We start from the raw sequence: 24,092 nt of genomic DNA on the forward strand, positions 1-24,092 counted from the left end.
GACAGGGATGGGTGAGGGAAGGCGGGGGGTGATGGAGGCCGGCGTGTGACTGAGGCCGGGATGTGATCAAGGAGGTGGTGTTCAGGTGGAGTGGATCAAGGAGGTGACTGACGGGGTCGTTTCGTCAGCGCGAGGTGTCGAAGACCTCGTCGCGAGTGGTCGCGAGCGCGCTCTCCAACGCGCCCCGCAGCACGGGGTGTTCACGGACGTCACCGACGACGAGCCGGGGCCTGGATGCGGCCAGCTCCTCCAGCTCGTCCTGGACGAGGGCGCGCAGCACCTCGCCGCCGGAGGTGAGGGAGGCGCCGCTGAGGACGACCAGTTCGGGGTCGAGGACGGAGACCAGGGAGGCCAGGCCGGTGGCCAGCCGGGTCGCGTAGGTCGACAGGAGCAGCCGGTGCAGGACCGTGTCCTCCGTGGCGGCCCGCTGGACGAGGGCGGCGGCGGTCTCGGCGTAGGAGCCCGACGGGATGTTCGTCATGCCGATCTCGAGTGCGAGTCGGGGGATCGCCTGGGAACCGGCGAGCTCCTGGTAGCCGCCACTGTTGGCTTTCGTTACCTGACGGACCAGGGGTACGCCCGGAACCGGCAGGAAACCTACCTCGCCCGCGCCGCCGGTCCAGCCGCGGTGCAGGCGCCCGCCGAGGACCAGTGCGGCGCCGAGGCCGCCCTCGTTCCACAGCAGTACGAAGTCCTCGTGGCCTCGGGCCGCGCCGAGTCGTTGCTCGGCCACCGCTGCGAGGTTGACGTCGTTCTCGTACTCGACCGGCATCGGCAGGGCGGCCGCGACTTCGTCGAGCAGCGCGGGGGTGTGCCAGCCGGGGAGGTGGGAGGCGTAGCGCAGCCGGCCCGTGTTGGGGTCGAAGGCGCCGGGGGTGCCGATGACGAGCCGGTGGACGTCGTCGCGGGCGAGGCCCGCCGCCTTCACCGCGCCGTCCAGGGCGTCGGTGACCTGCCGTACGACGGGATGGGCCGGGCGTCTGCCGGGGGTGGGCAGTTCGTACGACCCGACCGTACGGCCGGTGATGTCGGCGACGGCGGCGAGGATGCGTTCGGGGGTGACATCGAGCCCGGCGGCGTATCCGGCGGTCGGATTGACCTCGTACAGCTGGGCGTTGGGGCCGGGTCGGCCCTCCGTCGTGCCGGTGGCCAGGACGAGGCCGGCGGCTTCCAGGCGGGCCAGCAGCTGGGAGGCGGTCGGCTTGGACAGGCCGGTGAGCTTGCCGATCCGCGTGCGGGACAGCGGCCCGTGCTCCAGGAGGAGATCCAGGGCGGCACGGTCGTTCATGGCGCGCAGGACGCGAGGGGTGCCCGGCGTACCGGCGTTTCCTGCCATGGGGATCGACACCTGCCTTTCGGCTGACCAGCTTCTCAGCGATCTACGACGGAAGTCCATCCAGGATCACTGTTAGGAAAGTTTCCTATCGACTGACGAGGAAGGTAAGCCCGACGGGAAGGCGGCGTCAAGAGTGGCCGTCCAGCAGGCAACGGAGTCGTTACCTGGAGGTGGTGTCCGGGGTGCCGTCGGGGGCGCTGTGGTGCGCCGCGGGCTCGTGCCGGGGGAGCAGGAGCGGGGTCGCGAGGAGCAGGGCGCCGGCGAGGGCGATCGCCGTACGGGGGCCGGTCAGAGCCGCGAGCAGGCCCCACAGTGCGGTCATGGCGGCGGTCGTCGTCCGGCTCGTGACCGTCCATGCCGACAGGGTGCGGGTGATCCGGTCCGGTGGGGTCCGGTCCAGGCGGGTGGTGGCGAGTACCGGGTTGTAGATGGCCACGCAGGTGATCAGGCCGAACTCGACGACCATGACGAGGGCGAGGCCGGACGTGCCCGGGCCGACGAAGGCCAGGCCGACGGGCCAGCAGGCGCGCAGGGTGCCGAAGACGAGCAGGACCCGGTGGCGGCCGTGCCGGGCGACCAGGCGCCGGGACAGGCGGGAGCCCAGCAGGCCGCCCAGGCATGGCACGGCGAAGGCGAGGCCGTACTGCCAGGGGGTGAAGCCGAGGTGGCCGAGCATGAGGACGGCGAGCAGGGGGGCCGGCGCCATGATCAGGGCGTTGACCAGGATCGTGTTGAGGAACAGCGGGCGCAGGGTGGGGTGGGTGAGGAGGTGCCGCCAGCCTGCCGGGAGGTCGCTCATCCGCAGGCCCGAGGGGGCGGCAGGGGAGGTCTGTTGCCTTTCCTTACCGCCGATCGCCCGGATCCCCAGCGCCGACAGCAGATAGCTGACCGCGTCCGCCAGCACCGTCGTCACGGGGCCGAACACACCGACCGCCAGCCCGCCGAGCGGTGGCCCGAGCGCGGTGGCCGTCCACATCGTGGCCTCGAAGCGGCCGTTCGCCACCAGCAGGTCCTCGCGCGGCACGAGGGACTTCAGATACGCCCCGCTCGCCGCCATGAACGTGATGTCCGCCGCCGCGACCACCACCGACACCACCAGCAACTGACCGAGCCCGAGCCCGCCCAGCGCGAACGCGGCCGGGATGCTCAGCAGGGCGGCGCACCTGAGCAGGTCCGCCACGACCATCACCGGCCGCTTCCGGCGGACCTCCACCCACGCCCCGAGCGGCACCGCCACCAGCGCCCCCACCGCGAGCCCCGAGGCCGCCAGCAACGCCACCTCGGTCGCCCCGGCGTGCAGGACGAGGACCGCGATCAGCGGCAACGCGTCGAAGGCCAGCCGCGTCCCGAACGTACTGACCCCGTACGCCGCCCACAGCCACCCGAAGTCCCGCCCCAGCGACCGCCTGTCCGTCATGCCCAGCCCACCCCAGCCCCAACCTCACGTTGACCGGAGCCATCCAAGCCAGAGGCGATTCCCTGGATCAAACAACCGATCGGCGTCCACCCTCACAACCAGAGGTTGTACGCCTACGATGACGCCGTGGACCTCGCAGCCGTGCGCACCTTCGTCGCCGTGGCGGACGAAGGCCGGTTCCAGGACGCCGCCGCGACCCTGTCGATCACCCAGCAGGCCGTCTCCAAGCGCATCGCCGTGCTGGAGAAGCGTCTCGGGGTGCGTCTGTTCACCCGTGCCGCACAGGGCGCCCGGCTCACCATCGACGGGCAGGCGTTCCTGCCCCACGCGCGTGCCCTCCTCCAGGCCGAGGAACGGGCCGTCGCCTCCGTGCGGCCCGGCAGCCGCGCCCTGCGTGTCGACGTGATCGGCCGGCGGCTCGGCCCGGCGGTCCTGCTGCGCGGCTTCCACCGCGCCCACCCCGACACCGACCTCGACGTCCTGACCCTCTTCGACGTCGACGCGGCCGTCGCCGCCCTGCGCGCCGGCACGATCGACGCGTCGTTTCGATTCGTTCACCCCGGGCCCGCGCGGCAGCTGCCCGACGGCATCGAGGCCGTCCATGTGTACGACGAGCCGGTACAACTTCTGACCGGACCGGGGCACGCCTTCGCGGCCGCCCGCACTGTGACACCCGCCCGGCTCGCCGGGCACCGGATCTGGATGCCCGGCATCGTCGAGGGCACCGAATGGGCCGCCTACTACGCCGCCCTCGCCGCCGAGTTCGGGCTCACCATCGAGGCGACCGGGCCCGACTTCGGCACCGAGCCGCTCCTCGACACGATCGCCGACTCCGCCGTACTGGCCACCTTCGTCGGCGCGGACACCCGCCTGGTCTGGCCCGCCGACCAGGACCTGCGCCGCATCCCGCTCCACCACCCGACCCCGGTCTACCCGCACTCCCTGCTCTGGCGCGCCGACAACCCGCACCCCACGCTCACGGCACTCCGCGCCCACCTCACCGCGACTCGGACCGGGCACCGGGAGACGGAGATCTGGACGCCGGCCTGGGCGCGGTGACCGGTGTTGCGGCCGACTGTGACCAGTCATGGCACAGGTCCGATAGGTCATGGCGCAGTTCTGATCGTTCGAGGCATGGCCCTGATCGGTCGCCGCTAGGCTGCGCTGATGCCGCGTGACCGTCGCCGTTCGCTGCTCGCCCTCGCCTCGCTCGCCGTGATCCTCGTGGGTGTGTCCTTCGTCTTCTGGGCGACGCGGCCCGTGCCGCACGGCGAGTGCCTGGTGGCCTACTCCCGTGTCTCCGGCGTGGGCAGCCCGCCGCCGACCGCGGATGAGCTGGAGGAGATCGCCCGGCGGGGCTACGAGGAAGCCATCGCCGACGGGCGGTGCGAGCCGCCGTGGCCGCGGTGGCGCGGGTGGGTCGACTGAGGCACGCGCCGCCCGCTGCCCGCACGCACAGCGCGGGGGCGCGCAGACCTGCGCGCCCCCTACCTGGTACGTCTGACCCCGCCCCGCGGGGCTACTTCGTCACGCTCGGCGGTGCCAGCGGTGTCGCCGCCTGGGCCTGTGGCGAGGACGTGTTGGAGTACGCCGACGGGGCCGCCATGCCTGCCGTCGGGTCGGTCGCGGCCTCCTCCTCCAGGGTGAGGGGGGCGCGGCCGACGATCGGGATGTCGGCGGCGTCGAAGGCGCGCTTGATGCGCCAGCGCAGTTCGCGTTCGATGGTGAGGGCCTTGCCGGGCATGGTCTTCGCCGAGACGCGGACGACCATCGAGTCCAGCAGCACGCTGTCCAGGCCGAGGACCTCGATCGGGCCCCAGAGGAGCTCGTTCCAGGGCTCCTCCTTGCTCATCGCCTCGCCGACCTCGTTCAGTACGGCCTTCACGCGGTCGAGGTCCTCGGAGGGGCGGACCGTGACGTCCACGCCCGCCGTGGACCAGCCCTGCGAGAGGTTGCCGATGCGCTTGATCTCGCCGTTGCGGACGTACCAGATCTCGCCGTTGTCGCCGCGCAGCTTGGTCACGCGCAGGCCGACCTCGACGACCTCGCCGGAGGCGACGCCCGCGTCGATGCTGTCGCCGACGCCGTACTGGTCCTCCAGGATCATGAACACCCCGGAGAGGAAGTCGGTGACCAGGTTGCGGGCGCCGAAGCCGATCGCCACGCCCGCCACACCGGCGGAGGCGAGCAGCGGGGCCAGATTGATGTCGAAGGCGGACAGGACCATCAGGGCGGCCGTGCCCATGATCAGGAAGCTGGCCACCGAGCGCAGGACCGAGCCGATCGCCTGGGAGCGCTGACGGCGGCGCTCCACATTGACCAGGAGGCCGCCGATGGCCGTGCCGTCCACCGCCTGCACGGTGCGGTTCATCCGGTCTATGAACTTGGTGATCGCCCGCCGGATCAGCACTCTCAGCACTGCCGCTATGGCCAGGATCAGCAGGACCCTCAGACCTATCGCGAGCCAGGTCGACCAGTTCTGCTCGACCCAGCTGGCGGCCTGGGTCGCGCTCTCCTGAGCGTCCTGGACCGTGGGAACCGAGGGCGTCTCGCTCTCCGAGGGAGACGGCGACGGCGTCGAACCGACGGCCAGGAGAAGGGCGGGCAAGGACACGGCGGGTACCTCCAGTGCAGCGGCCCGCCCCACCGGCAGATGGTCAGGTGGTCAAGGTCACGAAAAGGTCACCGGTGGGGCAGGTCCACCACACTATCGGGGTGTCGTGTGTGGATCGACGCCATGTTCGAGGGAGGAAACGTGCCCACCCGGGGATGAACTGGTGGGATGAAGCGTTCATCGTCCGGGGGATGGATTGAGATGTGGTTGAAAACACTCCCAGCCCGTTACCGGGACATGGTGGCGCTTTCACCAGGCAAGAGGGGAGACTGACTACAGATCGTCCCGGCGCGAGCCACGCGCCGCCGACGCCCAAGGAGGCATCCGTGCCGCATGTCCTGGTCCTCAACGCGTCGTACGAGCCACTCGGCGTCGTACCGCTCCGCCGCGCGCTCGTCCTCGTCCTCGAGAACAAGGCCGTTTCCCTCGAGGAGTCCGGCGCCTTTATGCACAGCGCAACCGTCACAGTCCCCGCACCCAGCGTGGTCCGGCTCAAGCGATTCGTCCGGGTTCCCTATCGGGGGCCCGTTCCTCTTACCCGCAGGGCGCTCTTCGCGCGCGACGGGGGCCGGTGCATGTACTGCGGTGGCGTCGCAACCAGCGTCGACCATGTCATTCCGCGCAGCCGCGGGGGCAAGCACGTCTGGGACAACGTGGTGGCGTCCTGCCGCCGCTGCAACCACGTGAAGGCCGACCGACATCTGTTCGAGATCGGCTGGCGGCTGCGCCACAAACCCGCCCCACCCACCGGTCTCGCCTGGCGCATCATCGGCACCGGGCATAGGGACCCGCGCTGGCTGCCGTACTTGCAGCCGTTCGGCGCGGAGGACGCCATGGCCCGGATCGACGGCATTTCCGCCTGACGATTCGGGCTTTCGCATACCCGGTGTCTCCGGGGCTCCGCGGTCAGGCCGTGGGGCCCCAGCACGGGATGTCTCAGTCGCGCGCCCCCTCCGCCCGCGCGCCCCGCAGGACATACGTCACTCCGCCCACGCCGAAGGCGACGAGCGCCACCACCCATGCGTCCCGCTCCCCGGCCGGCTGCACCAGCCATGCCCACAGCGGCACCGTGGCCCCGTGCAGGGCGGAGGCGCCCAGATACACCGCGCTGACATACCCGAAGACCGGCAGCCAGCTCAGCCGGGCGCCGAGCAGGACGGCCGCGGTCGCGGTGAGGCCGGTGCAGCCGAGGATGTTGCGGATCATGGCCGGCGGGCCGAAGAAGGACGGGTGTCCGAGGACGGCCCACGGCAGCAGGGCCGCGGCCAGCGCGGTGAGCGCCAGCAGATGGATCAGACGGCGCCGCCACCAGGGACGGACGGCCGTACGGTCCAGTTCGTCGGAGGCCGTGTACAGGCTCGTGCCGATCACCGCGCCCGCGAACAGCGGGGCCAGCGCGATCACCGGCACCCTGCGGTCCGGGTCCAGATAGGCGTCCAGGCCGTGCGCGGCCCAGACCGCGAGGGCGGCTGTCGCGGCGAGGGCGGCGACCGTGCGCGGGAGGGCGCGCGAGCGGGCGTACAGGAGCGGGCCGGACGTCGTCACAGGGCCGGCACCTCGCTCGGGTCGCATGCGCGCGCGGTCGCGAGGTACGCGGACAACCAGGCGCGGCGCTCCTCGTCGCCCATCGCCTTCAGACGGGCGCGGGCATCGAGCCGGTCCCGCAGGTCCGCGCGGTCGGCCTTGCTCCCCTTGGCGTTCAGCTCGTCGAAGTCCTGCGCCGACGGACTCGGCGCCAGGTAGTGCTCCACCGCGTCGTCGGCCCTGGCCACGCGCGGGTCCACGGCCTTGTCGCACTCGTTGCGGCCGTACAGCGCCATCCCGGCCTCCCACGCGAACCGTTGCGGATCAGCGAGTTTTCCCCGTACGACCGACCAGCCGATCGGCAGGTGGACCTCGTCCGGGCCGGGCTCACCCGGCAGATCGGTGAAGCGGACCGGCAGGTTCCGTACGCCGTGCAGTCGGTCCGTCAGGCCGGACAAGGCGTCCGTGACCTGCGGCAGGAGGTCCTTGTAGCGGGCGTTGACGCAGATCTGCGGAGCGGTGGAGGTGTCGCACACCTGCTGCCGGGCGAGCGTGTTGGTGTGCCACAGGCCGTCGCCGGTCTGCACCAGCAGGGCGCCCGCGGCCGTCGCGGCGGCCAGCGGCACCAGGGCCGTGAACCGGCGGCGGGCCGCGTACGCGAGGACCGCCGCCACCGCGAGACCGCCCGTCCACACCGCCACCACGGGCGGTTGCCACCACACCGGTACGTCGATGTCCGAAGCGGAGCCGAGGGGCGTCAGCTGCCGGAGCGGGCCCGTGTTGTCGTACATCACGATGCCGAGGACCGCGTACCCGGCCACCGCGAGCAGCGGCGCCGTCAACATCCAGGGCAGGAGCCGGCCCACGACGTGGCCCACCAGGGCGGCGGACGCCAGGGCGACCGCGTCCGTGAGCGGCGCGACGAGGTCCGGACGATCACCGGTGGCGCAGAGCGCGGTGGCGAGCAGGGCCAGGGCGGCGGTGACCGCGTACCCGGCGACGATCCAGCACGCCACCGGCAGGGCTGCGGCCAGGAACCGGGCGAGCGGGCTCCGCACGGCTGTCGCCAGCAGTTGCTCGGTACGGCGTCTGCGCTCCCGGCCGCCCTGCCGGCAGCCGGCGGCCAGGGCCAGCGGGACGCCGAGCAACAGGGCTGCCGTGTGCAACTGCTCGCGGGTCTCGGCCCATCCGCCCTGCCACTGCGCGGACGCGGCGGCCAGCGTGGCGGCGAGGGTGAGGAAAAGGGCCGCGCCGGTCCAGGGGGCGAAGCCGCGGCGGAACTCGGCGCGGAGGGGGTGGCGGGGTGTGCGCGGGGGAGGGGCGCTCGGTGCGTTGCGGTGCGTCTGCGGCTCCTGTTCCTGCGCCGGCCCCTTCTCCTCCCCCTTCTCCTGCCCCTTCTTCCCCTTCTCCTCCCCCTGTGCTGCTACGAGGGTCATCGGGTCGTCCCTTCGAGGGTGTGGGCCGTGCGGGCGGGGGACTCGTGGTCGCGGTGGGCGCGCAGGGCGGCCGTATAACCGCGCTCGATCGGGTTGTCGCCGATGACGCCTGCCGCCGTTTCGCCGAGCGCCGCTAGGGAGTCGGGGGTGCCGCGGTAGGCGACTCGGCCCGCGTCGACGAGGGTGACCTCCGTGCAGGCCGCCGCCACGTCCTCCACGAGGTGGGTGGAGACGATGACCGTGGCCGAGGCGCCCAGTTCGCGCAGCAGTTCGCGGAACTCCATGCGCTGCTCGGGGTCGAGACCGGCGGTCGGCTCGTCGAGGAGCAGCACCTGGGGGTCGTTGACGATGGCCTGGGCGATGCCGACCCGGCGGACCATGCCACCGGACAGCGTCTTGACCTTCGCGTCGATCCGGTCGGCGAGGCCGACCCGGGCGACGGCCCGTTCGACGGCGGCCGGGGTGTCGGCGGCGGGCATGTCCTTCAGCCACGCCACGTACGCGACGAACTCCCGCACGGTGAAGCCCGGGTAGTAGCCGAACTCCTGGGGCAGATAGCCGAGTTGACGTCGCACCGCGCTGCGGCGCCGCTGCTCCCCGGTGTCCTCGCCGAGGATCTCCACCCGCCCGCCGGTCGGTTCGGCGACCGTGGCGAGGACCCGGATCAGCGAGGTCTTGCCGGCCCCGTTCGGACCGAGCAGGCCGTGGACGCCGGGGCCGAAGTCGACGTCGAGGGAGTCGAGGGCGACGGTCCTGCGGTGTCGGACGTGGAGGTCGGTCACGCGGATGGTGGGCAAGGGGGCTCCAGGGTGTGGGCGTGGGCGCGGCTGTGGTCGGTGGGTCTGACGTCGGGTCGGACCAGCCCGGACCCGGGCCGCCCGGTCGGGGTCAGCGCCGGTCCAGGTGGTCGTAGGCGGAATGGCGGGCGGCCAGCAGCGCGGCGCACAGGACTGCCGCCGCCGCCCAGCCGCCCTGGGTCGGGGCGCCGTCGAGGTAGGCGGAGGTCTGCTCGGCCAGGCGTGCGGTCAGCCGGCCGTCCGCGGTGAGTACCGGGGCCAGTACGGCGCACAGCCAGCCGCCGCCGGTCAGGGCCGTGGCGGCACGGAAGCCGACGTAGCCGGCCAGGGCCAGCGCGATCAGCGTCAGCGCGAGCCCGGGCAGCAGCCAGGCAGCCGCGCCGGGGGCGCCCGACGACGGCAGCAGCAGCCCGGCCAGGGTCAGCAGCGGAAGGCTCACCGCCAGCACGGCGGTCGTCCGCGTCAGCACCAGCCGGAGTCCGGCCGAGGGGGTGGACGCCGCGATCTCGTGCAGCGGATCGGCGTGCGCCCCGTAGGACAGGGCGACCCCGGCGACCGGCACCACCGGAGCGACGGCCAGCAACAGGGGCCGCGCCCCCGCGAAGTCGGCGAACCGGGCCAGCAGAACAGCAGCGAGTGCCACCCCCAGCACGGCAGCCGACCAGGCACCACGTACGGCGGGCCCGGCGGCCCACAGCACACGGGATGTGCGGGAGCCGGTGGGGGGAGTGGGGAGGTGCCGGTCTGCACGGGGGCGGACTTGGGGGAGGAGGCGGGCTCGGGGGGAGCGTGCTGCGGAAGCCCGACTCTCCTGCGACGTTCGCGTGGTCGGCGCCGGCTGGGTGCTGTGGGCGGCCGTAGTGCCCCGCGCTGCCCGGGCCCCCCGCGCAGCCGACGTGCCCTCCACCGCCCCCCTCTCGCTCGCCCTCAACACCGCCCCCAGTACCGACTCCCGCACCTCCGCCAGCACCACCCCCGCCGACGTCTCCCGCACCGCCCGTGACACCCGGGCCGCGCAGTGCCCGCAGGACTCCAGGTGTTTCTCCAGGGACCAGGCGTCCGGGTCCGGGAGGGAGCCGTTCGCGTAGTGGGTGACGAGGGTGTCGGACGCGTGCCAGTCGGTCATGCCTGGCCTCCCAACGGTGAGGGGTTCAACTGGGCGAGCGCGGCGCGGAGTTCGGCGCGGGCGCGCATCGCCCGGGACTTGACCGTGCCCTCGGGTATGCCGAGCAGGCGGGCGGTCTCGCGGGTGGACAGTCCGTCGACGACCGTGGCGCGCAGCACGTCGCGCAGTTCGGGCGAGATCCGGTCGAGGGCGGTGCCCACATCCCCGTACTCCAGCCCCGCCAGCACCCGTTCCTCGGTGGACGGCACGGCCGTCGCCGTCGGGTGCCCGGTCCGCGCCTCGTCCACCGGCGGAGCTTCCAGCCGCGTGGCCCGCTCGTGCGCGCGCCGTGCGTCGACCAGGCGGCGCGCGGCGATGGTCCACAGCCAGCCGCCGGCCTCTTCACCGCGGTGCGCGTCGGCCGACCGCCACACCGTCACGAACGTGTCCTGCAGCACCTCGCGCACCACCTCGGGGTCGGCGCAGCGCCGACGCAGCCGTGCGTGCAGCCATCCCGCGTGCCGGTCGTAGAGCGTGGCCATCGCGGCCGAGTCCCCGCCCGCGACGGCACGCAGCAGCGCCGCGTCCGAGTGCTCCTCGTCCTTCTCCCGGTGGCCCCCCATGGGGCGGAACAGTCTCACACCCCGTCTATCGACGACTCCGGGGCGACCGGTTCACGAACAGCGGAACAGCGGACAGGGGAGCGGCGGACAGGGGAGCAGCGGCACATGAGAGAGCGCCCGTGGCCGATGTGCTGTCGCTGTCGGCCACGGGCGCTCGGGAAGGCGGTCGGGGTCAGTCGGCCGCCGGGCGCCACTGGTGGGCGGCGCGGATGGCGGTTCGGCCGCCCAGCAGGCCGACCACCGCCGCCAGTACGGCGCATCCCGCCATCGCGCCCGCCAGCACGCGCCAGGAGAAACTGCCCTCCTGCACGACGGCGATGAAGAACATCGAGTGCCAGGCGCTGACGGCTCCGGTGATGACCGTGGCGATCAGCAGCGGCACGGTCAGATGCCACAGGGCGACCGACCGGAAGACCCGGTGACTGCCGGTCAGCACGGCGAGCGGCGCCAGCACATGTCGGACCCGTACGAACTCCGCGGCCGCGCTCATCGTGCCGGCGAGCAGCAGGAGGGTGAGGCCGAGGGAGCCGAAGAGCAGGATCCAGTTGTTCAGCCGGGCCTTGTTGGAGGCGCCGGTCAGCCAGTTCTCGCCCAGCGTCTCGACGTTGACGGCCGGTACGGCAGCGTAGGCCGCCCGCTCCACCTCGGCCTGCTGCCCCAGGGTCTTGGGGACCACGAGGAGCTGGCCGTAGAGCTGGTCGAGCGGCAGGTCCGAGGGGGCGACCTGAATACGCAGCTCCGGCCCGTACCAGTTGCGGATCTCCGCCAGGCGCCGGTCGCCGCCCTTGGCCGGCTCGGCGGAGGCGGGGCACGTCAGGCCCAGCGACTTCAGGGCGTCGCAGGACCCCTGGAGGAGGGGTGCCGGCTGCTCCGGGTTCGTGTCCACGGAGAACAGCCCCGCGCCCGCCGGGAGCGAACCGGCGAGGTCCCGGATCGCCGGCTGGGTGATGTCGCGGCTGTAGACACTGAGGACGGAGTCGCCGACGCGGGCCTCGGAGGCGCGTGCAGCTGCCGCCTTCTCGCCCAGTCGGCTGTTCCACACCTGGAGTTGGGAGATCAGCCCGAGTCCGATGACCATGGCGATCGCCAGCCGGACCACGACACCGGGGTGCGCGACCGTCCAGCGGCCTCCGATCAACTGGCCCGCACGGCCGGTGCGGAAGCCCTGTGCGGCGAACTTCTCGCCCAGCGCACGGCTGGCAGCGGCGGCCACGGACGGCAGCAGTGCCCACATGACGACCGTGCCGAAGGCGAAGAGGAGGAGGCCGGGAGTCCCCCGGAAGTACTGGCTGAGCGCGACGAGGGCGATGCCCGCGCCGCAGCCGTACAGCCGCCACTTCGGAATCCGCGAGGCGAAGGACCGGGGCCGGGTGGCGGTGCCGCTGCGGTCGACGCGGTGGAGCAGAACGACCCCGCCCAGGCTGATCACGAACGACACCAGCAGCGCGGTGACCGTCATCGGCCAGGCCGCCCGCAGGTCGTCGCCGTTCAGCAGATAGCCGGTGGGCGGAATCCGCAGGTCGGTGGCGGACGCCGCGAGCATGGGGAGGACCGCCACCGCCGTGCCGGCCGCGATGGGCAGGGCGGCCTCGCCGATGTTGACGACCGCGCGGTGCCGCCAGGTGCCGCCGAGTGCCTGCAGCAGGCCGCTGCGGCGGTCGCGGGTGCGCGAGCCGACGCGTGCGGCGACGACCAGCAGGGACAGCGCCGGCAGGCCGGTCAGTACGCCGAGGGTGAGCAGCACCTGGCCGAGCGGGCGGCCGTACAGGTCCTCGCCCATCGGGAAGGCCCGTCCGAAGCCCGTCGCGTACTGCCAGGCGTCGCTCTCGCCGAGCTGGTCCGGAGTCTGGGCGGGCCGGACATAGGCGAGGCGTTCCGAGGGGGAGACGAGGCCGGACTTGCCGATGGTGCCCGCATAGTCGCCGTACCGGTCGGTGATCCCCTCCTGCTTGCCCTCGCGGACCAGCTCCGGGGAGAGCACCGCCTCGCCGGGGGCGGGCCAGCGGGACAGGCCCGGCGGGGGCGGGGCGTCGGTCTTCAGCGGGGAGACGTAGATGACGGAGTGCTGGACCTCGCCGACCGCGTCGAAGCTCTCCCGCCACATCGTGACGGCGTCCTGCCGTCGGTCGGTGAGCAGCGGTCCGCGTGCCTGGTCCCGGGCCTCGCGCCCGTCGTAGGTGGCCACCGCGGCCACCGATCCCAGGGCGACCACGGCGACCGCCACCGCTGCCGCGAACAGGGCCCAGAAGCGCAGCCGGTCGCCCGGGCTGCCGCGCCCGGCCGCGAACCCGATGCGCAGCAGCTGTCCCCACAGCCGTCCGCCCCGCCCCGCCGACGGGGTGGCGGCACCCGCATCGCGGGTCTGCTCGGTGACGGTGCTCACGCGTCCACCCCGTCCCGTACGTCCGTCAGCACGCCGGACTTGAGCCGCAGCGTCCGCTGGGCGCGCGCGGCGACCGACGGGTCGTGGGTGACGAGCAGCAGGGCACAGCCACGCTCCCGGGACACCGCGAACAGCAGGTCGGCCACGGCCTCCCGAGCCTCCGGGTCGAGGGCGCCGGTCGGCTCGTCGGCGAGGAGGACGGCGGGGTCCGTGATGAGAGCGCGGGCGACGGCCGCGCGCTGGCGTTCACCGCCCGAGAGCATGCCGGTCGGGGTCGTGCCGTGCGGCACCCCCAGGTCGGCCAGCAGCTCGGTCGCGCGCCGGTACGCGGCCTTGTGGTCGCCGCCGCTCAGCAGCATCGGCAGCGCCACGTTCTCCACGGGGGTGAGTTCGGGCAGCAGCTCGCCGAACTGGAAGACCATGCCCATGTGTTCGCGGCGCACCTGGGCCAACTGCCCCGCCGGAAGTCCGGTCAGCTCCCGCCCGTTGATCCGTACGGTGCCGCTGTCCGGCTTGACGAGGCCGAGGACGCAGGTGAGGAGCGTCGACTTCCCGGAGCCGCTCGGGCCGGTGACGGCCACCGACTCACCGGGCTCGACTCGCAGGCCGACACCGTCCAGCAGCACACGCTCGCCCAGCCGATAGTGGAGATCCTCCACCTGCAGACCGGTCGATTCTCCGGCAGTCACCCTCGTTCGCTCCTTCAACAGAAACAGAAACAGCTGAACCGCCGGACCGGCGTGAAAGCCGGTCCGGCGGAGAGAACTCACGTCCGACCCAGGTCAATCCCAGGTCGGCTCACTCAGGGGGCAGCTCACTCAGGGAGCGACCCAGCCCGAGCAGTCGTCGGGCGCGGCGTTGTTCTCGTCGCAAGCCTGGAACTTGATGATGCGCGATCCGTCACCCGAGACGACGCGGGTGCCGGAACCGCTGTGGTTCCACAGCGTGCGCTTGGTGTCGGGGCTGGCCTGACGGTAGTACTCCGCCTTGCCCGGGTCGCCGTCGGAGCTGCCGTCGTAGACGGAAATCACGCCACTGTCGCTGTTCCACGGGTTCGTCGCGGTGACACCGCCCCCCTTGGCGCTGATCGCGATCGCGCTGCTGGTCGGCAGCACGAGCGCGGCGGCTATGACGGCCCCGGCGACAATCTTGATTCTGGACACGTTGTTCCCCTCCTGTGTCAAGTGGCTGGTGGGCAGCGCGAGTTGACGCGGCACGGCGCCTGTGCGGCGGTTCCGCGCTGTTGTTCCCAGGCGTTGATGACCGTCACACAGGTAACACCCGGGTAGGAAGTCGTTTAAGCCCCGGTGACGAGAACGAGATGGCCGATCCGGTGTGGGAACGCGTGTGCTTCGGTTGCCTCTCGGGGAGCCGGCCGCAGGGCTGAGCGGAACGGCGTGCAGGGATTCGCTCTCATGTGCGCGACAAGCCTGCGGAGTCGAACCGGAATTCCCGGAACCGTCACGGCGCCGGCGCTTTCGGGAGCGTTCGCCGTCGGGGTCGAGGGTTCGGTTATTGGCCGGATCCGATCACCGGTTATCACCCGAACCGATCTACGAATTCACCGGCAAATCCCCTCATAGGGGATGCATGATGAATTTATCGGAAAATGCAGGGAGTAGTGCGAAAATCGATAGCCCATTCCCGCTCGCGCACCCCGCGACTTGTACAGCGCCAAAGCCCCGGGATGTGTCACAGCGGCATTCGCTCCGCGTGCGGCGGGCGGCAGAATGTGAGGAGAGGCACGTTGTTGGTTTCTGTACGTCTGCCGTGACGTCTGCTGGGTAGGGCTGCGGTACTGGACGTCGTACTCGACACAAGGAGGCCATCGTGGCCGCGCATGTTCTGCTCTCTGCCCTGTCCAAACCCGAGGCGCCCATCGAGCCCGAGATGCACGACTGTGTCTTCAGCGCCGAGGGCGCCTGCGCCGAGATCCCCCTCACCAGCGAACCGCCCCTGCCCGACGCCGAGCCCCTCACCAGTGAGCCGCCGCTCGCCGACGCCGCGCCGCTGACCAGTGAGGCGGCTGCCTGGGACATGGGTATGGACACCGGTATGGACATGGACATGGACTTCCCGAGGCCGTAGATGACAGCACAGCGGCCGGCCGGCGCCCCAGACCAGGAACTTCCCTCCGACGATCTGTCCCGGCTCGCCGAGCTGTGCGGCGTCGCCCCCTCCTACCGGCCGTCCGCCGACCGCACGGTCACGGCCTCCGCCACCGCGCTCACCCTCGCCCTGGCCGCCCTCGACGTCGACACGAGCACGCCTGCCGCCGTCGGTGCCGCGCTCGCCGCGCGCGAGCGGGAGCTGCGGGAGCGGCTGCTGCCGCCGACCGTGGTGTGCTGGAGCGGCGACGCCGAGCCCGAGGCGCTGGCCGCGCTGCCGTCCGGCACCCGGCTGCACATCGAGACCGAGCAGGGCGAGACCCGGGCCACCGTCGGCCAACTCCCGTCCGGAGTCCACCGCTTGACGGTGACCGCACCCGACGGCCGTACGGCGACCAGTCGCCTGGTCGTCGCCCCGCCCCGGCTGCCCACACCCGCCGGACGCTCGTACGGCCTCCTCGTCCAGCTCTACTCCCTCCTCTCCCGCCGCTCCTGGGGCATGGGCGACCTCGGTGACCTCGCCGAACTCGCCGCCTGGGCCGGCCGGGCGCTCGGCGCCGGATTCGTGCAGGTCAACCCGCTGCACGCGGCCGTACCCGGCGCCCCGACCGACCCCTCGCCCTACCGCCCGTCCTCCCGCCGCTTCCCCGACCCCGTGCACCTGCGGGTCGAGGACGTGCCCGAGTTCGCGTACGTCGAGGACCGTGAGCGCGTGCAAGGGCTGCTGGAGCGGGCCGGGCGGCTGCGGGAAGCGGTGCTGGAGAAGGGGGAGCTGATCGACCGGGACGCGGTGTGGGAGGCGAAGCGGGAGGCGCTGGAGCTGGTGCGCGAGGTGCCGCTCGGGCCGGGGCGACGGGCCGCCTACGTCGACTTCCTCGCGCGCGAGGGACAGGCCCTGGAGGACCACGCCACCTGGTGCGCGCTCGCCGAGGTGCACGGCTCCGACTGGCCGCGGTGGCCGGCCGGGCTACGGGATCCCCGGTCGCCCGAAACCGCCCGCGCGCGCCGCGAGTTGATGGACCGGGTCGACTTCCACTGCCGTCTCGCCTGGCTCACCGACACCCAGCTGACCGCCGCCCAGCGGGCCGCCCGGGAGGCCGGGATGCCGGTCGGGATCGTGCACGACCTGGCGGTCGGCGTGCATCCCGGGGGCGCCGACGCCTGGGCACAGCAGGAGTACTTCGCGGCCGGGATGTCGGTGGGCGCACCGCCGGACGCCTTCAACGCGCGCGGCCAGGACTGGGGGCTGCCGCCCTGGCGACCGGATCGGCTGGCCGAGTCGGGGTACGAGCCGTATCGCCGACTGCTGCGGGCGCTCTTCCGCTCCGCGGGCGCCCTGCGCATCGACCACGTCATGGGGCTGTTCCGGCTGTGGTGGGTGCCGCAGGGGCATCCGCCGACGGAGGGGGCGTACGTCCGCTACGACGCCGAGGCCATGCTCGCGATCCTGGTGCTGGAGGCCTCCCGGGCCGGGGCGCTGGTGATCGGGGAGGATCTCGGCACGGTCGAGCCGGGGGTGCGGGAGACGCTTCGCAAGCGGGGCGTGCTCGGTACCTCGGTGCTGTGGTTCGAGCGGGACTGGGACGGGGACGGCCGTCCCCTGCCGCCCGAGTCCTGGCGCGCCGACTGCCTCGCCACCGCCACCACCCACGACCTGCCGCCCACCGCGGCCCGCCTCACCGGCGAACACGTCGAACTCCGCGACAGCCTCGGCCTGTTGACCCGGCCTCTGGAACAGGAGCGGGCGGAGGCGTCGGCGGACACGGGCGAGTGGCTGGAGCTGCTGTCCCGGCTGGAGCTGCTGCGGGGCACGCACGGCGGGCAGTGCGACTCGGAGGAGGAGGCCGAGATCCAGGCCGTCCACCGCTTCCTGCTGCGCACGCCGGCCCGCATGGTCGGCATCTGGCTCCCGGACGGCGTGGGCGACCGGCGCCCGCAGAATCTGCCGGGAACGTGGGACCAGTACCCGAACTGGCGGCTGCCGATCGCCGACGCCGAGGTGAGGGCGGTGACGCTGGAGGAGTTGGCGGGGTCGGCGAGGGTGTGGGCACTTGTGGAGGCGGTGCGGGCGGACGCGGGTCGGCATTCCTAGGGCACCCCGGGCGCGCGGCCCGTCATGGGGTTCTGTACTTTTGGGACCGTGGACAAGAAGAACGCCCTGCGCGCCGGCGCCCTGGCTGCCGGTACGACGCTGATGATGCTGCTCATGTCGTCCCCCGCGCTCGCGCTCACGCGTGACGACGGCGACGACCCCGGCCAGGGCCTGAGCGTCATGGAGACGCTGGGCCAGTTCGTCTTGGCCCCGATCGTGCTGTTCGCGGTCATCGCGGGCCTCGTGATGGTCCTGGACCGCTCCACCGACCGCCAGCCGAAGGCCAAGGCCAAGGCGAAGGCCTGAGCAGGCACGATCAGGCCGAGGAGGCCTGATCAGGGCGGCTGAGCCCGCTCACAGCTCTTCCCGAGGGCGCCGGCCCCGTCGTCCCGTACGCGTAACCGCCGTACGGGACGACGAGGTCGGCGCCCTCGGTGTGTTCTCACGCCGGGTACGGCGCCGTCAGATACCGCTGCACCGTGGGCGCCAGCCACGCCACGGCCTCCTCGGGGGCCAGATCCACGGCGGGCGGAAACCGCAGGACGTAGCGCGTGAGCGCCAGCCCCAGCAACTGCGCCGACACCAGCGCCGCCCGCGCGGGGGCCTGCTCGGGGTCGGGGCACATCCGGCGCGCGACCGGCACCAGCTGGTCCCCGAAGATGCCCCGCATGCGCTCGGCCCCGGCCTGGTTGGTCACGCCGACTCTGAGCAGGGCCGTGAGCACCTCGTTCTGCTCCCACATGCTCAGGAAGTGCGACACGAGCGCCCGGCCGACGTCCTCCCGGGTCAGTGACGCCGGGTCGGGCAACCGCAGATCGATGGCGACGGCCGCCGCGAACAGGCCCTCCTTGTTGCCGTAGTAGCGCATCACCATCGACGGATCGATGGACGCGTCCTTGGCGATGGCGCGGATGGTGGCGCGGTCGTACCCGTCGGTCGCGAAGCGCTCGCGGGCGGCGTCGAGGATCGCCTTGCGCGTGGCGTCGGAGCGACGGGGTGGGGTGGGGGGCGTGCTGTGCGTCATGCCAACAACTGTAGGCCAACACCTGTTGACACCCAAAGGGTGCGGTTCTAGTGTTGCCAACAACCGTTGGCAAACAAGTGTTGGCAATAGGAGGCCACCATGAACGGCACTCGCACCGGCACTGTGGGCAGCACCCACCCCGTGATCGTCGTCGGCGCCGGCCCCACCGGCCTCCTCCTCGCAGGCGACCTCGCCGCCGCCGGTGTCCCGGTGGCCCTCGTCGAGAAGCGCCCCCACAAGATCAGCAACCTCTCCCGCGCCTTCGGCGTGCACGCCCGCACCCTGGAGCAGCTCGACGCCCGCGGCCTCGCCGACCGGCTGCTCGCCACCGGCAGCACCATCACCGAGCTGCGTCTCTTCCGTCGCCTCTCGCTCGACCTGGGCACGCTGCCGTCCCGCTTCCCGTTCCTGCTCATCACCCCGCAGTACGAGGTCGAGCGGCTGCTGGAGCGGCGGGCTCGGGAGCTGGGCGTCGAGTTCCTCTTCGAGCACGAGGTCGTCGGACTGCGGCAGGACGACGGCGGGGTCGACCTCCAGGTGTGCGGCCCGGACGGGGCGGTCGTCACCCGTCGCGCGGCCTATGTCGTCGGCGCCGACGGTCACCGCAGCGCCGTACGCCGTGCGCTCGGTCTGCCCTTCCCCGGCGTCGCCGTCATCAAGTCCCTGTTCCTGGCGGACGTCCGGCTCGCCGAGCAGCCGGGGAGCGTGCTCACCGTCAACGGTGCGGGCGACGCCTTCGCGATGATCGCGTCCTTCGGCGACGGCTGGTACCGCGTCATGGGCTGGAGCCGCCGGCACGAGGTCCCCGACGATGTCCCGCTCGACCTCGACGAGGTCAGGGAGGTCACCCGTCGCGCCCTCGGCACCGACTACGGCATGCACGACGCCCGCTGGCTCTCCCGCTTCCACAGCGACGAACGGCAGGCGCCCGCATACCGGGTCGGGCGGGTCTTCCTCGCCGGAGACGCCGCGCACGTGCACTCGCCGGCCGGCGGCCAGGGCATGAACACCGGCCTCCAGGACGCGGCCAACCTCGGATGGAAGCTGGCCGCGGCCGTGCGGGGCTGGGCGCCCGACGGACTGCTGGACACCTACCAGGCCGAGCGCCACCCCGTCGGCAAGGCCGTGCTGCGCAGCAGTGGCGGGCTGGTCCGGCTGGCGCGGGCGCAGAACCCGGCCCTGCGTGCCCTGCGCGCCCTCGTCTCCGCCTTCGCCGCCATGGCCGGGCCCGCCCGGACGAAGGCCCTGGCCCAGATCTCCGGCATCGGCTACCGGTACCCGGCTCCCCGCGGCGCCCACCGCCTCACCGGCACCCGCGCCCCCGACGTCACACTCGCCGACGGCAGCCGCCTCTACGAGGCCCTGCGCGGCGGACGGTTCGTGCTGATCACGCCGAAGGCGGACGAGGCCGAGGCTTGCGGCAGCCGGGGCGCCCGCGAGGACCGGCTGGCCGTCGAGCGCTGGGCGGGCGACCGCCGTACGACCGTGCTGGTGCGGCCCGACGGATACGTGGCGTGGGCGGCGGACGTGACGGACGCGGCGGCGGTCGAAGCGGCGCTCGCCGCTCACCTGGGGTGAGGGGAGCCCCGCCTACCGCTGCTCGGGCGTCCCCGCGAGCAACTCCCGCAACAGGTCGGCCAGTTGGTCGGCCTGTGCGTCGTCGAGGGCTGACAGGGCCTCCGTCTGGGCGGTGAGGCCCGCGCCGACCGCCTCGTCGATGAGGGTCAGCCCCTTCTCGGTGAGGGTGACGTGCAGGCCGCGGCGGTCGTGCGGATCGGGGGAGCGGCGCAGCAGGCCGGCCCGTTCCAGCTTGTCGAGGCGGCCGGTCATGCCTCCGGTGGTGAGCATCAGCGTCGCCGAGAGCTGGCGGGGCGAGAGCGTGTAGGGGTCGCCGGAGCGGCGCAGGGTCGCCAGGACGTCGAACTCACCGCGGGAGATGCCGTGGGGTGCGTACGCCTTCTCCATCCGGTCGCCCATCGTGCGGGAGAGGCGGAAGATCCGCCCGAAGACCTCCATCGCCTTGGTGTCGAGGTCGGGGCGCACGGCCGCCCACTGGTCGACGATCGCGTCGACGGGGTCCTTGCGCTGGGGGCGTTCGCTCATGGGCCGAGTATCGGTCGCCGGAAGCTCGACTGCAAGAAAGTGGCTTGACGGTAAGTGGCTTAGCGCTAAGCTAATTTACCGCTGACCTACCTGAAGGGTGTGTCCCATGACCGCCTACCGTGCCCACCGTGCCGGCGGTGCCTCCCGCCCGGCCCTGATCCTCCTCACCGCCCTCGCCCCCATCTCCTGGGGCACGACCTACGCGGTCACCACCGAGTTCCTGCCGGCGGACCGCCCCCTGTTCACCGGCCTGATGCGCGCCCTCCCCGCCGGTCTGCTGCTGCTCGCCGTCGCCCGCGTCCTTCCGCGCGGCGCCTGGTGGTGGAAGTCGGCGGTGCTGGGCGCGCTGAACATCGGCGCCTTCTTCCCGCTGCTCTTCCTCTCCGCGTACCGGCTGCCCGGCGGTATGGCGGCCGTCGTCGGCTCGGTCGGCCCGCTGTTCGTCGTGGGCCTCTCGGCGCTGCTGCTGGGGCAACGGCCGACGGTACGGAACATGCTCACCGGCGTCGTGGCGGCCTTCGGCGTCAGCCTCGTGGTGCTGAAGGCGGCCGGTGCGCTCGATGTCGTCGGCGTGCTGGCGGCCCTGGCCTCCGCGGCGTCCATGTCCGCCGGCACCGTGATGACCAAGCGGTGGGGACGGCCGGACGGCGTCGGCCCCCTCGCCCTCACCGGCTGGCAGCTGACGGCCGGCGGCCTGCTCATCGCGCCGCTCGCCCTCCTGATCGAGGGTGCGCCGCCCGCGCTCGACGGCCGCGCCACCGTCGGCTACCTCTACCTGGCGCTGGCGAACACGGCGGTCGCGTACTGGCTCTGGTTCCGCGGCATCGGCCGCCTCAGCGCCACACAGGTCACCTTCCTCGGCCCCCTCTCCCCGCTGACCGCCGCGGTGGTGGGCTGGGCGGCACTGGGGCAGGCGCTGACGCCGGTGCAGCTCGCGGGCATGGTGCTCGCGTTCGGGGCGACGGTGGTGGGGCAGATCGGGTCGCGCCCCAAGGTCCAGCGACCTTTCAGTTCTGCTGAAGATAAGGGCCGAAAAGATTCGATGGACGTGACCGGTCTGGCGCTGCGACGGTAGATCGACCCCGATCACCGACCAGCGAAAGGACCTCCGTGACCGTCGTCCTCCCCAGGACAGCCCCCACCCCGACCTCCCTCGTCAAGGCGACCTCCCTCGGTATCGCGCTCGCCGCCCTCGCCACCGTCGTCTGGTCCGGCAGCTTCGTCGCCTCCCGTGCGCTGGGCGACAGCGTGCCGCCGGTGCAGCAGGCGTTCTGGAGGTGGGTGGTGGCGTTGGCCGCGGTGGCTCCCTTCGGCGCTCGACAGGCCTGGCGGCAGCGGGAGTTGATCCGCCGCCACCTCGGCTACCTGGTCGTCGCCTCGCTCTTCGGCGTCACCGCCTACAACACCCTCGTCAACCAGGCAGGGTTGACCACGCCCGCCGCCAACATGGGCATGATCATGGCCGCTTCGCCGGTTCTGATGGCCGTGTTCGAGCGGGTCGCGGGGGTACGGCTGGGAGCGCGCCGGGTGCTGGGACTGCTGACGGCCTGCGCGGGCGTGGTGCTGCTGATCGGGGGAGGCACGGGCGGGGCCCGTTTCGCGGCGGGAGATCTGTGGATGATCGCGGCGGCCTGCTGCTTCGCCTCGTACAGCGGCCTGCTGCGGCGCAGGCCCGCCGAACTCGGCGGCACGGCCTTCCTGTTCACCACCTTCCTGCTGGGCGCGGCGCTGCTGCTGCCCGCGCAGGGCGTGAGCCTGGCGGTGCAGGGCGGCTTCGACCCGACGCCCGGCACCGTCCTGCCGATCCTGTACGTGGGGATCGCCTCCTCCGCCGTCGCCTTCTTCGCCTGGAACCGGGCGATTGCGCTGGTCGGCCCGAGCCGAGCCGGGGTCGTCTACTACCTCCAGCCGGTGTGCGTGGCCCTGCTGTCCCGGGCGGTCCTCGGCGAGGCGGTCGGCGGGCCGCAGGTGCTGTGCATGGCGCTGATCCTCGGCGGGGTCGTCCTGGGGGCGGCGGCGCGTCGGTGACGTAGGTTGCCGCCATGGTCGAGTGGGACATCCGGAAGCTGCAGATCCTGCGGACGTTGCGGGAGCGGGGGACCGTGACCGCGACCGCCGAGGCGCTGCGGATGACGCCGTCGGCCGTGTCGCAGCAACTGACGAACCTCGCCAAGCAGGTCGGGGTGCCGTTGCTGGAGGCACAGGGGCGGAGGGTGCGGCTCACGGACGCGGCGCGGCTGGTGCTGCGGCACGCCGAGGCCGTGTTCGAGCAACTGGAGCGGGCGGACGCCGAGTTGGCGGCCTACCGGCACGGCGAGGTCGGCGAGGTGCGGGTGGCGGCCTTCTCCACGGCGGTGCCCGCGCTGGTCGTACCTGCCGTGCGGGCGTTGCGGGAGACGTCCCCCGGGGTGGTCGTACGGGTGCGGGAGGCCGAGGCGGGGGAGGCGTACGAGGTGCTGGCGGCGGGGGAGGCGGACCTCGCCCTGTCGCTGGCCGCGCAGGCGCCGACGGTCGGGGACGCGCGCTTCACGCGGGTGGAACTGCTCGCGGACCCGCTGGACGTCGCCCTCCCGACGGGGCACGAACTGGCGGATGTCGAAGGGCTTCGGCTGGCCGATCTCGCCGGGGAGGACTGGATCTTCGGCGGCAGCGGGCCGTGGTCGGACATCACGCGGGGGGCGTGCGAGGCGGCCGGGTTCACTCCTCGGCAGGGGCATGCGGCGGCCGGGTGGACGGCGATCCTGGCGATGGTGGAGGCCGGGATGGGGGTGGCGTTGGTGCCGCGGATGGCCGCCGTGGCGCGGGGTGGGGTGGTGATGCGGGAGGTGGCGGAGCCGCGGCCGGTTCGGCATGTGGTGGCGGCTGTGCGGAGGGGGAGTGAGGCCGGGCCCGCGGTGGGGAGGGTGCTGGGGGCTCTGCGGGAGGCCGCGCGAGGCTGACGCACCGCGCGGCGGAACCCAGAGCCCATGGCTCTCAGGGCCGGTGCACCTCGTACAGGAAGCAGCCGTACTCGACGGCCCGGACGTGGACGAGCGCCACCGTCGGGTCGGTGAACGCCTCCGCGAGAGCCTCCGTGAAGTCCCCCGGATCCACGAGCCGACCTCCGAGAATGCGCCCCTCGGCCGAGTAGCGGCGCACGGTGCGGTGGGCGCCCGTGAAGGGCAGGGCGTCACCGTCGGGCCCCGCGCACTCCTCGGCGTGGATGAAGACGGGGCCCTGCTCGTCGTACGCCCCCGGGTCGGCGCCCGTCTCGGCCGCCCAGCGGCGCAGCGGAGCGTAGGACACGAGGGCGATCAGTTCGCCGGGCGCGCTGCGGCGCAGGCAGCAGCGCAGGGGCGCCCCGCCCTCCTCGTCGGTCACGGGAACCATGCGGCGCCCCGCGTCGTCGGCGGAGCGCAACTCCTTCAGGGCCGTCGGTTCGATGGGGCGTGCCAGGTGGGTCGTCATGTCCCCAGCCTCCCGCGCGTCGGCCCCGCCCACCGGCGGTAAACGGACATCGCGCTCCGCCCGCGCAGACGAGGGGCGCCCGC

24 protein-coding genes are annotated in these 24,092 nt (G+C 72.8%); 10 read left to right on the top strand and 14 right to left on the bottom strand.

The window, feature by feature from the left end:
- Positions 1-124: 124 nt before the first annotated feature.
- Positions 125-1,336 carry an ROK family transcriptional regulator gene (locus BLU79_RS26440; RefSeq protein ID WP_093908388.1) on the bottom strand — a complete coding sequence of 404 codons (1,212 nt, stop codon included), beginning with the start codon at positions 1,334-1,336 and terminating at the stop codon, positions 125-127.
- A 160-nt stretch (positions 1,337-1,496) separates the two neighbouring features.
- Entirely contained in the window at positions 1,497-2,753 is a 1,257-nt protein-coding gene (locus BLU79_RS26445; RefSeq protein WP_093908389.1) for an MFS transporter, read from the bottom strand.
- A gap of 126 nt (positions 2,754-2,879) precedes the next feature.
- On the opposite strand from BLU79_RS26445, the gene BLU79_RS26450 reads away from it, so the two are divergent.
- A complete protein-coding gene (locus tag BLU79_RS26450; protein WP_093908489.1) occupies positions 2,880-3,812 on the top strand; it encodes a LysR family transcriptional regulator in 933 nt (310 codons plus the stop codon).
- A gap of 108 nt (positions 3,813-3,920) precedes the next feature.
- A complete protein-coding gene (locus BLU79_RS26455) occupies positions 3,921-4,181 on the top strand; it encodes a hypothetical protein (RefSeq protein ID WP_093908390.1) in 261 nt (86 codons plus the stop codon).
- A gap of 91 nt (positions 4,182-4,272) precedes the next feature.
- Here BLU79_RS26455 and BLU79_RS26460 read toward each other — a convergent pair whose 3' ends face one another.
- Positions 4,273-5,367, bottom strand: a complete 1,095-nt coding sequence (locus BLU79_RS26460) for a mechanosensitive ion channel family protein (protein ID WP_093908391.1) — start codon at positions 5,365-5,367, stop codon at positions 4,273-4,275.
- A 326-nt stretch (positions 5,368-5,693) separates the two neighbouring features.
- Between BLU79_RS26460 and BLU79_RS26465 the strand changes: the two genes are divergently transcribed.
- Positions 5,694-6,230, top strand: coding sequence for an HNH endonuclease (locus BLU79_RS26465; protein ID WP_093908392.1), 537 nt, complete (start codon positions 5,694-5,696; stop codon positions 6,228-6,230).
- A 73-nt stretch (positions 6,231-6,303) separates the two neighbouring features.
- Here BLU79_RS26465 and BLU79_RS26470 read toward each other — a convergent pair whose 3' ends face one another.
- The 8 genes from BLU79_RS26470 to BLU79_RS26505 all read right to left on the bottom strand — a co-directional run bounded on the left by BLU79_RS26470 (position 6,304) and on the right by BLU79_RS26505 (position 14,398).
- Positions 6,304-6,912 (bottom strand): hypothetical protein, encoded by a 609-nt coding sequence (locus BLU79_RS26470; RefSeq protein WP_256333466.1) that lies wholly within the window; start codon positions 6,910-6,912, stop codon positions 6,304-6,306.
- Positions 6,909-8,327, bottom strand: coding sequence for a hypothetical protein (locus BLU79_RS26475; protein WP_256333467.1), 1,419 nt, complete (start codon positions 8,325-8,327; stop codon positions 6,909-6,911). Before BLU79_RS26475 ends, BLU79_RS26470 begins: the two co-directional genes overlap by 4 nt.
- Positions 8,324-9,124 carry an ABC transporter ATP-binding protein gene (locus BLU79_RS26480; RefSeq protein ID WP_256333468.1) on the bottom strand — a complete coding sequence of 267 codons (801 nt, stop codon included), beginning with the start codon at positions 9,122-9,124 and terminating at the stop codon, positions 8,324-8,326. The genes BLU79_RS26475 and BLU79_RS26480 overlap by 4 nt, the downstream gene beginning before the upstream one ends.
- 91 nt (positions 9,125-9,215) lie before the next feature.
- Positions 9,216-10,250, bottom strand: a complete 1,035-nt coding sequence (locus BLU79_RS26485; RefSeq protein ID WP_093908394.1) for a zf-HC2 domain-containing protein — start codon at positions 10,248-10,250, stop codon at positions 9,216-9,218.
- Complete coding sequence (locus tag BLU79_RS26490; RefSeq protein WP_093908395.1) at positions 10,247-10,852, bottom strand: RNA polymerase sigma factor; 606 nt, start codon at positions 10,850-10,852, stop codon at positions 10,247-10,249. Before BLU79_RS26490 ends, BLU79_RS26485 begins: the two co-directional genes overlap by 4 nt.
- Before the next feature lie 172 nt (positions 10,853-11,024).
- Complete coding sequence (locus BLU79_RS26495; protein ID WP_256333469.1) at positions 11,025-13,235, bottom strand: permease; 2,211 nt, start codon at positions 13,233-13,235, stop codon at positions 11,025-11,027.
- Complete coding sequence (locus BLU79_RS26500) at positions 13,232-13,924, bottom strand: ABC transporter ATP-binding protein (RefSeq protein WP_256333470.1); 693 nt, start codon at positions 13,922-13,924, stop codon at positions 13,232-13,234. Before BLU79_RS26500 ends, BLU79_RS26495 begins: the two co-directional genes overlap by 4 nt.
- A 129-nt stretch (positions 13,925-14,053) precedes the next feature.
- The gene (locus tag BLU79_RS26505) at positions 14,054-14,398 is read right to left on the bottom strand and encodes a hypothetical protein (RefSeq protein ID WP_256333471.1); all 345 of its coding nucleotides are present in this window, start codon (positions 14,396-14,398) and stop codon (positions 14,054-14,056) included.
- Between the two features lie 727 nt (positions 14,399-15,125).
- Here BLU79_RS26505 and BLU79_RS26510 point away from each other — a divergent pair.
- Genes BLU79_RS26510 through BLU79_RS26520 form a run of 3 tightly spaced genes read left to right on the top strand, consistent with a single transcriptional unit; the run spans position 15,126 to position 17,741 of the window.
- The gene (locus BLU79_RS26510; RefSeq protein ID WP_256333483.1) at positions 15,126-15,323 is read left to right on the top strand and encodes a hypothetical protein; all 198 of its coding nucleotides are present in this window, start codon (positions 15,126-15,128) and stop codon (positions 15,321-15,323) included.
- Complete coding sequence (malQ, locus tag BLU79_RS26515) at positions 15,324-17,435, top strand: 4-alpha-glucanotransferase (protein ID WP_093908397.1); 2,112 nt, start codon at positions 15,324-15,326, stop codon at positions 17,433-17,435. It begins immediately after the preceding gene.
- A gap of 48 nt (positions 17,436-17,483) precedes the next feature.
- Complete coding sequence (locus BLU79_RS26520) at positions 17,484-17,741, top strand: hypothetical protein (RefSeq protein WP_031476771.1); 258 nt, start codon at positions 17,484-17,486, stop codon at positions 17,739-17,741.
- Positions 17,742-17,877: 136 nt separating this feature from the next.
- On the opposite strand, the gene BLU79_RS26525 is transcribed toward BLU79_RS26520, so the two are convergent.
- Positions 17,878-18,459 carry a TetR/AcrR family transcriptional regulator gene (locus tag BLU79_RS26525; protein ID WP_093908398.1) on the bottom strand — a complete coding sequence of 194 codons (582 nt, stop codon included), beginning with the start codon at positions 18,457-18,459 and terminating at the stop codon, positions 17,878-17,880.
- Between the two features lie 99 nt (positions 18,460-18,558).
- Here BLU79_RS26525 and BLU79_RS26530 point away from each other — a divergent pair, with 99 nt between their 5' ends.
- Entirely contained in the window at positions 18,559-20,037 is a 1,479-nt protein-coding gene (locus BLU79_RS26530) for an FAD-dependent monooxygenase (RefSeq protein WP_093908399.1), read from the top strand.
- A 12-nt stretch (positions 20,038-20,049) separates the two neighbouring features.
- Here the strand turns inward: BLU79_RS26530 and BLU79_RS26535 are convergent, their stop codons facing one another.
- Positions 20,050-20,562, bottom strand: a complete 513-nt coding sequence (locus tag BLU79_RS26535; RefSeq protein WP_093908400.1) for a MarR family winged helix-turn-helix transcriptional regulator — start codon at positions 20,560-20,562, stop codon at positions 20,050-20,052.
- Positions 20,563-20,668: 106 nt separating this feature from the next.
- Here BLU79_RS26535 and BLU79_RS26540 point away from each other — a divergent pair, with 106 nt between their 5' ends.
- The 3 genes from BLU79_RS26540 to BLU79_RS26550 are packed head-to-tail and all read left to right on the top strand — an operon-like array spanning position 20,669 to position 23,501.
- On the top strand, positions 20,669-21,637 hold the full coding sequence (locus tag BLU79_RS26540; RefSeq protein WP_093908401.1) for an EamA family transporter: 969 nt from the start codon (positions 20,669-20,671) through the stop codon (positions 21,635-21,637).
- Positions 21,638-21,672: 35 nt separating this feature from the next.
- Positions 21,673-22,590, top strand: a complete 918-nt coding sequence (locus tag BLU79_RS26545) for a DMT family transporter (RefSeq protein ID WP_093908402.1) — start codon at positions 21,673-21,675, stop codon at positions 22,588-22,590.
- Between the two features lie 14 nt (positions 22,591-22,604).
- The gene (locus BLU79_RS26550; RefSeq protein WP_093908403.1) at positions 22,605-23,501 is read left to right on the top strand and encodes a LysR family transcriptional regulator; all 897 of its coding nucleotides are present in this window, start codon (positions 22,605-22,607) and stop codon (positions 23,499-23,501) included.
- Positions 23,502-23,535: 34 nt separating this feature from the next.
- Here the strand turns inward: BLU79_RS26550 and BLU79_RS26555 are convergent, their stop codons facing one another.
- On the bottom strand, positions 23,536-24,009 hold the full coding sequence (locus tag BLU79_RS26555; RefSeq protein WP_093908404.1) for a DUF1203 domain-containing protein: 474 nt from the start codon (positions 24,007-24,009) through the stop codon (positions 23,536-23,538).
- Positions 24,010-24,092 lie beyond the last annotated feature (83 nt).

It is taken from the genome of Streptomyces sp. cf386 (assembly GCF_900103585.1).
In the GTDB taxonomy this organism is placed as follows: Bacteria; Actinomycetota; Actinomycetes; order Streptomycetales; family Streptomycetaceae; genus Streptomyces.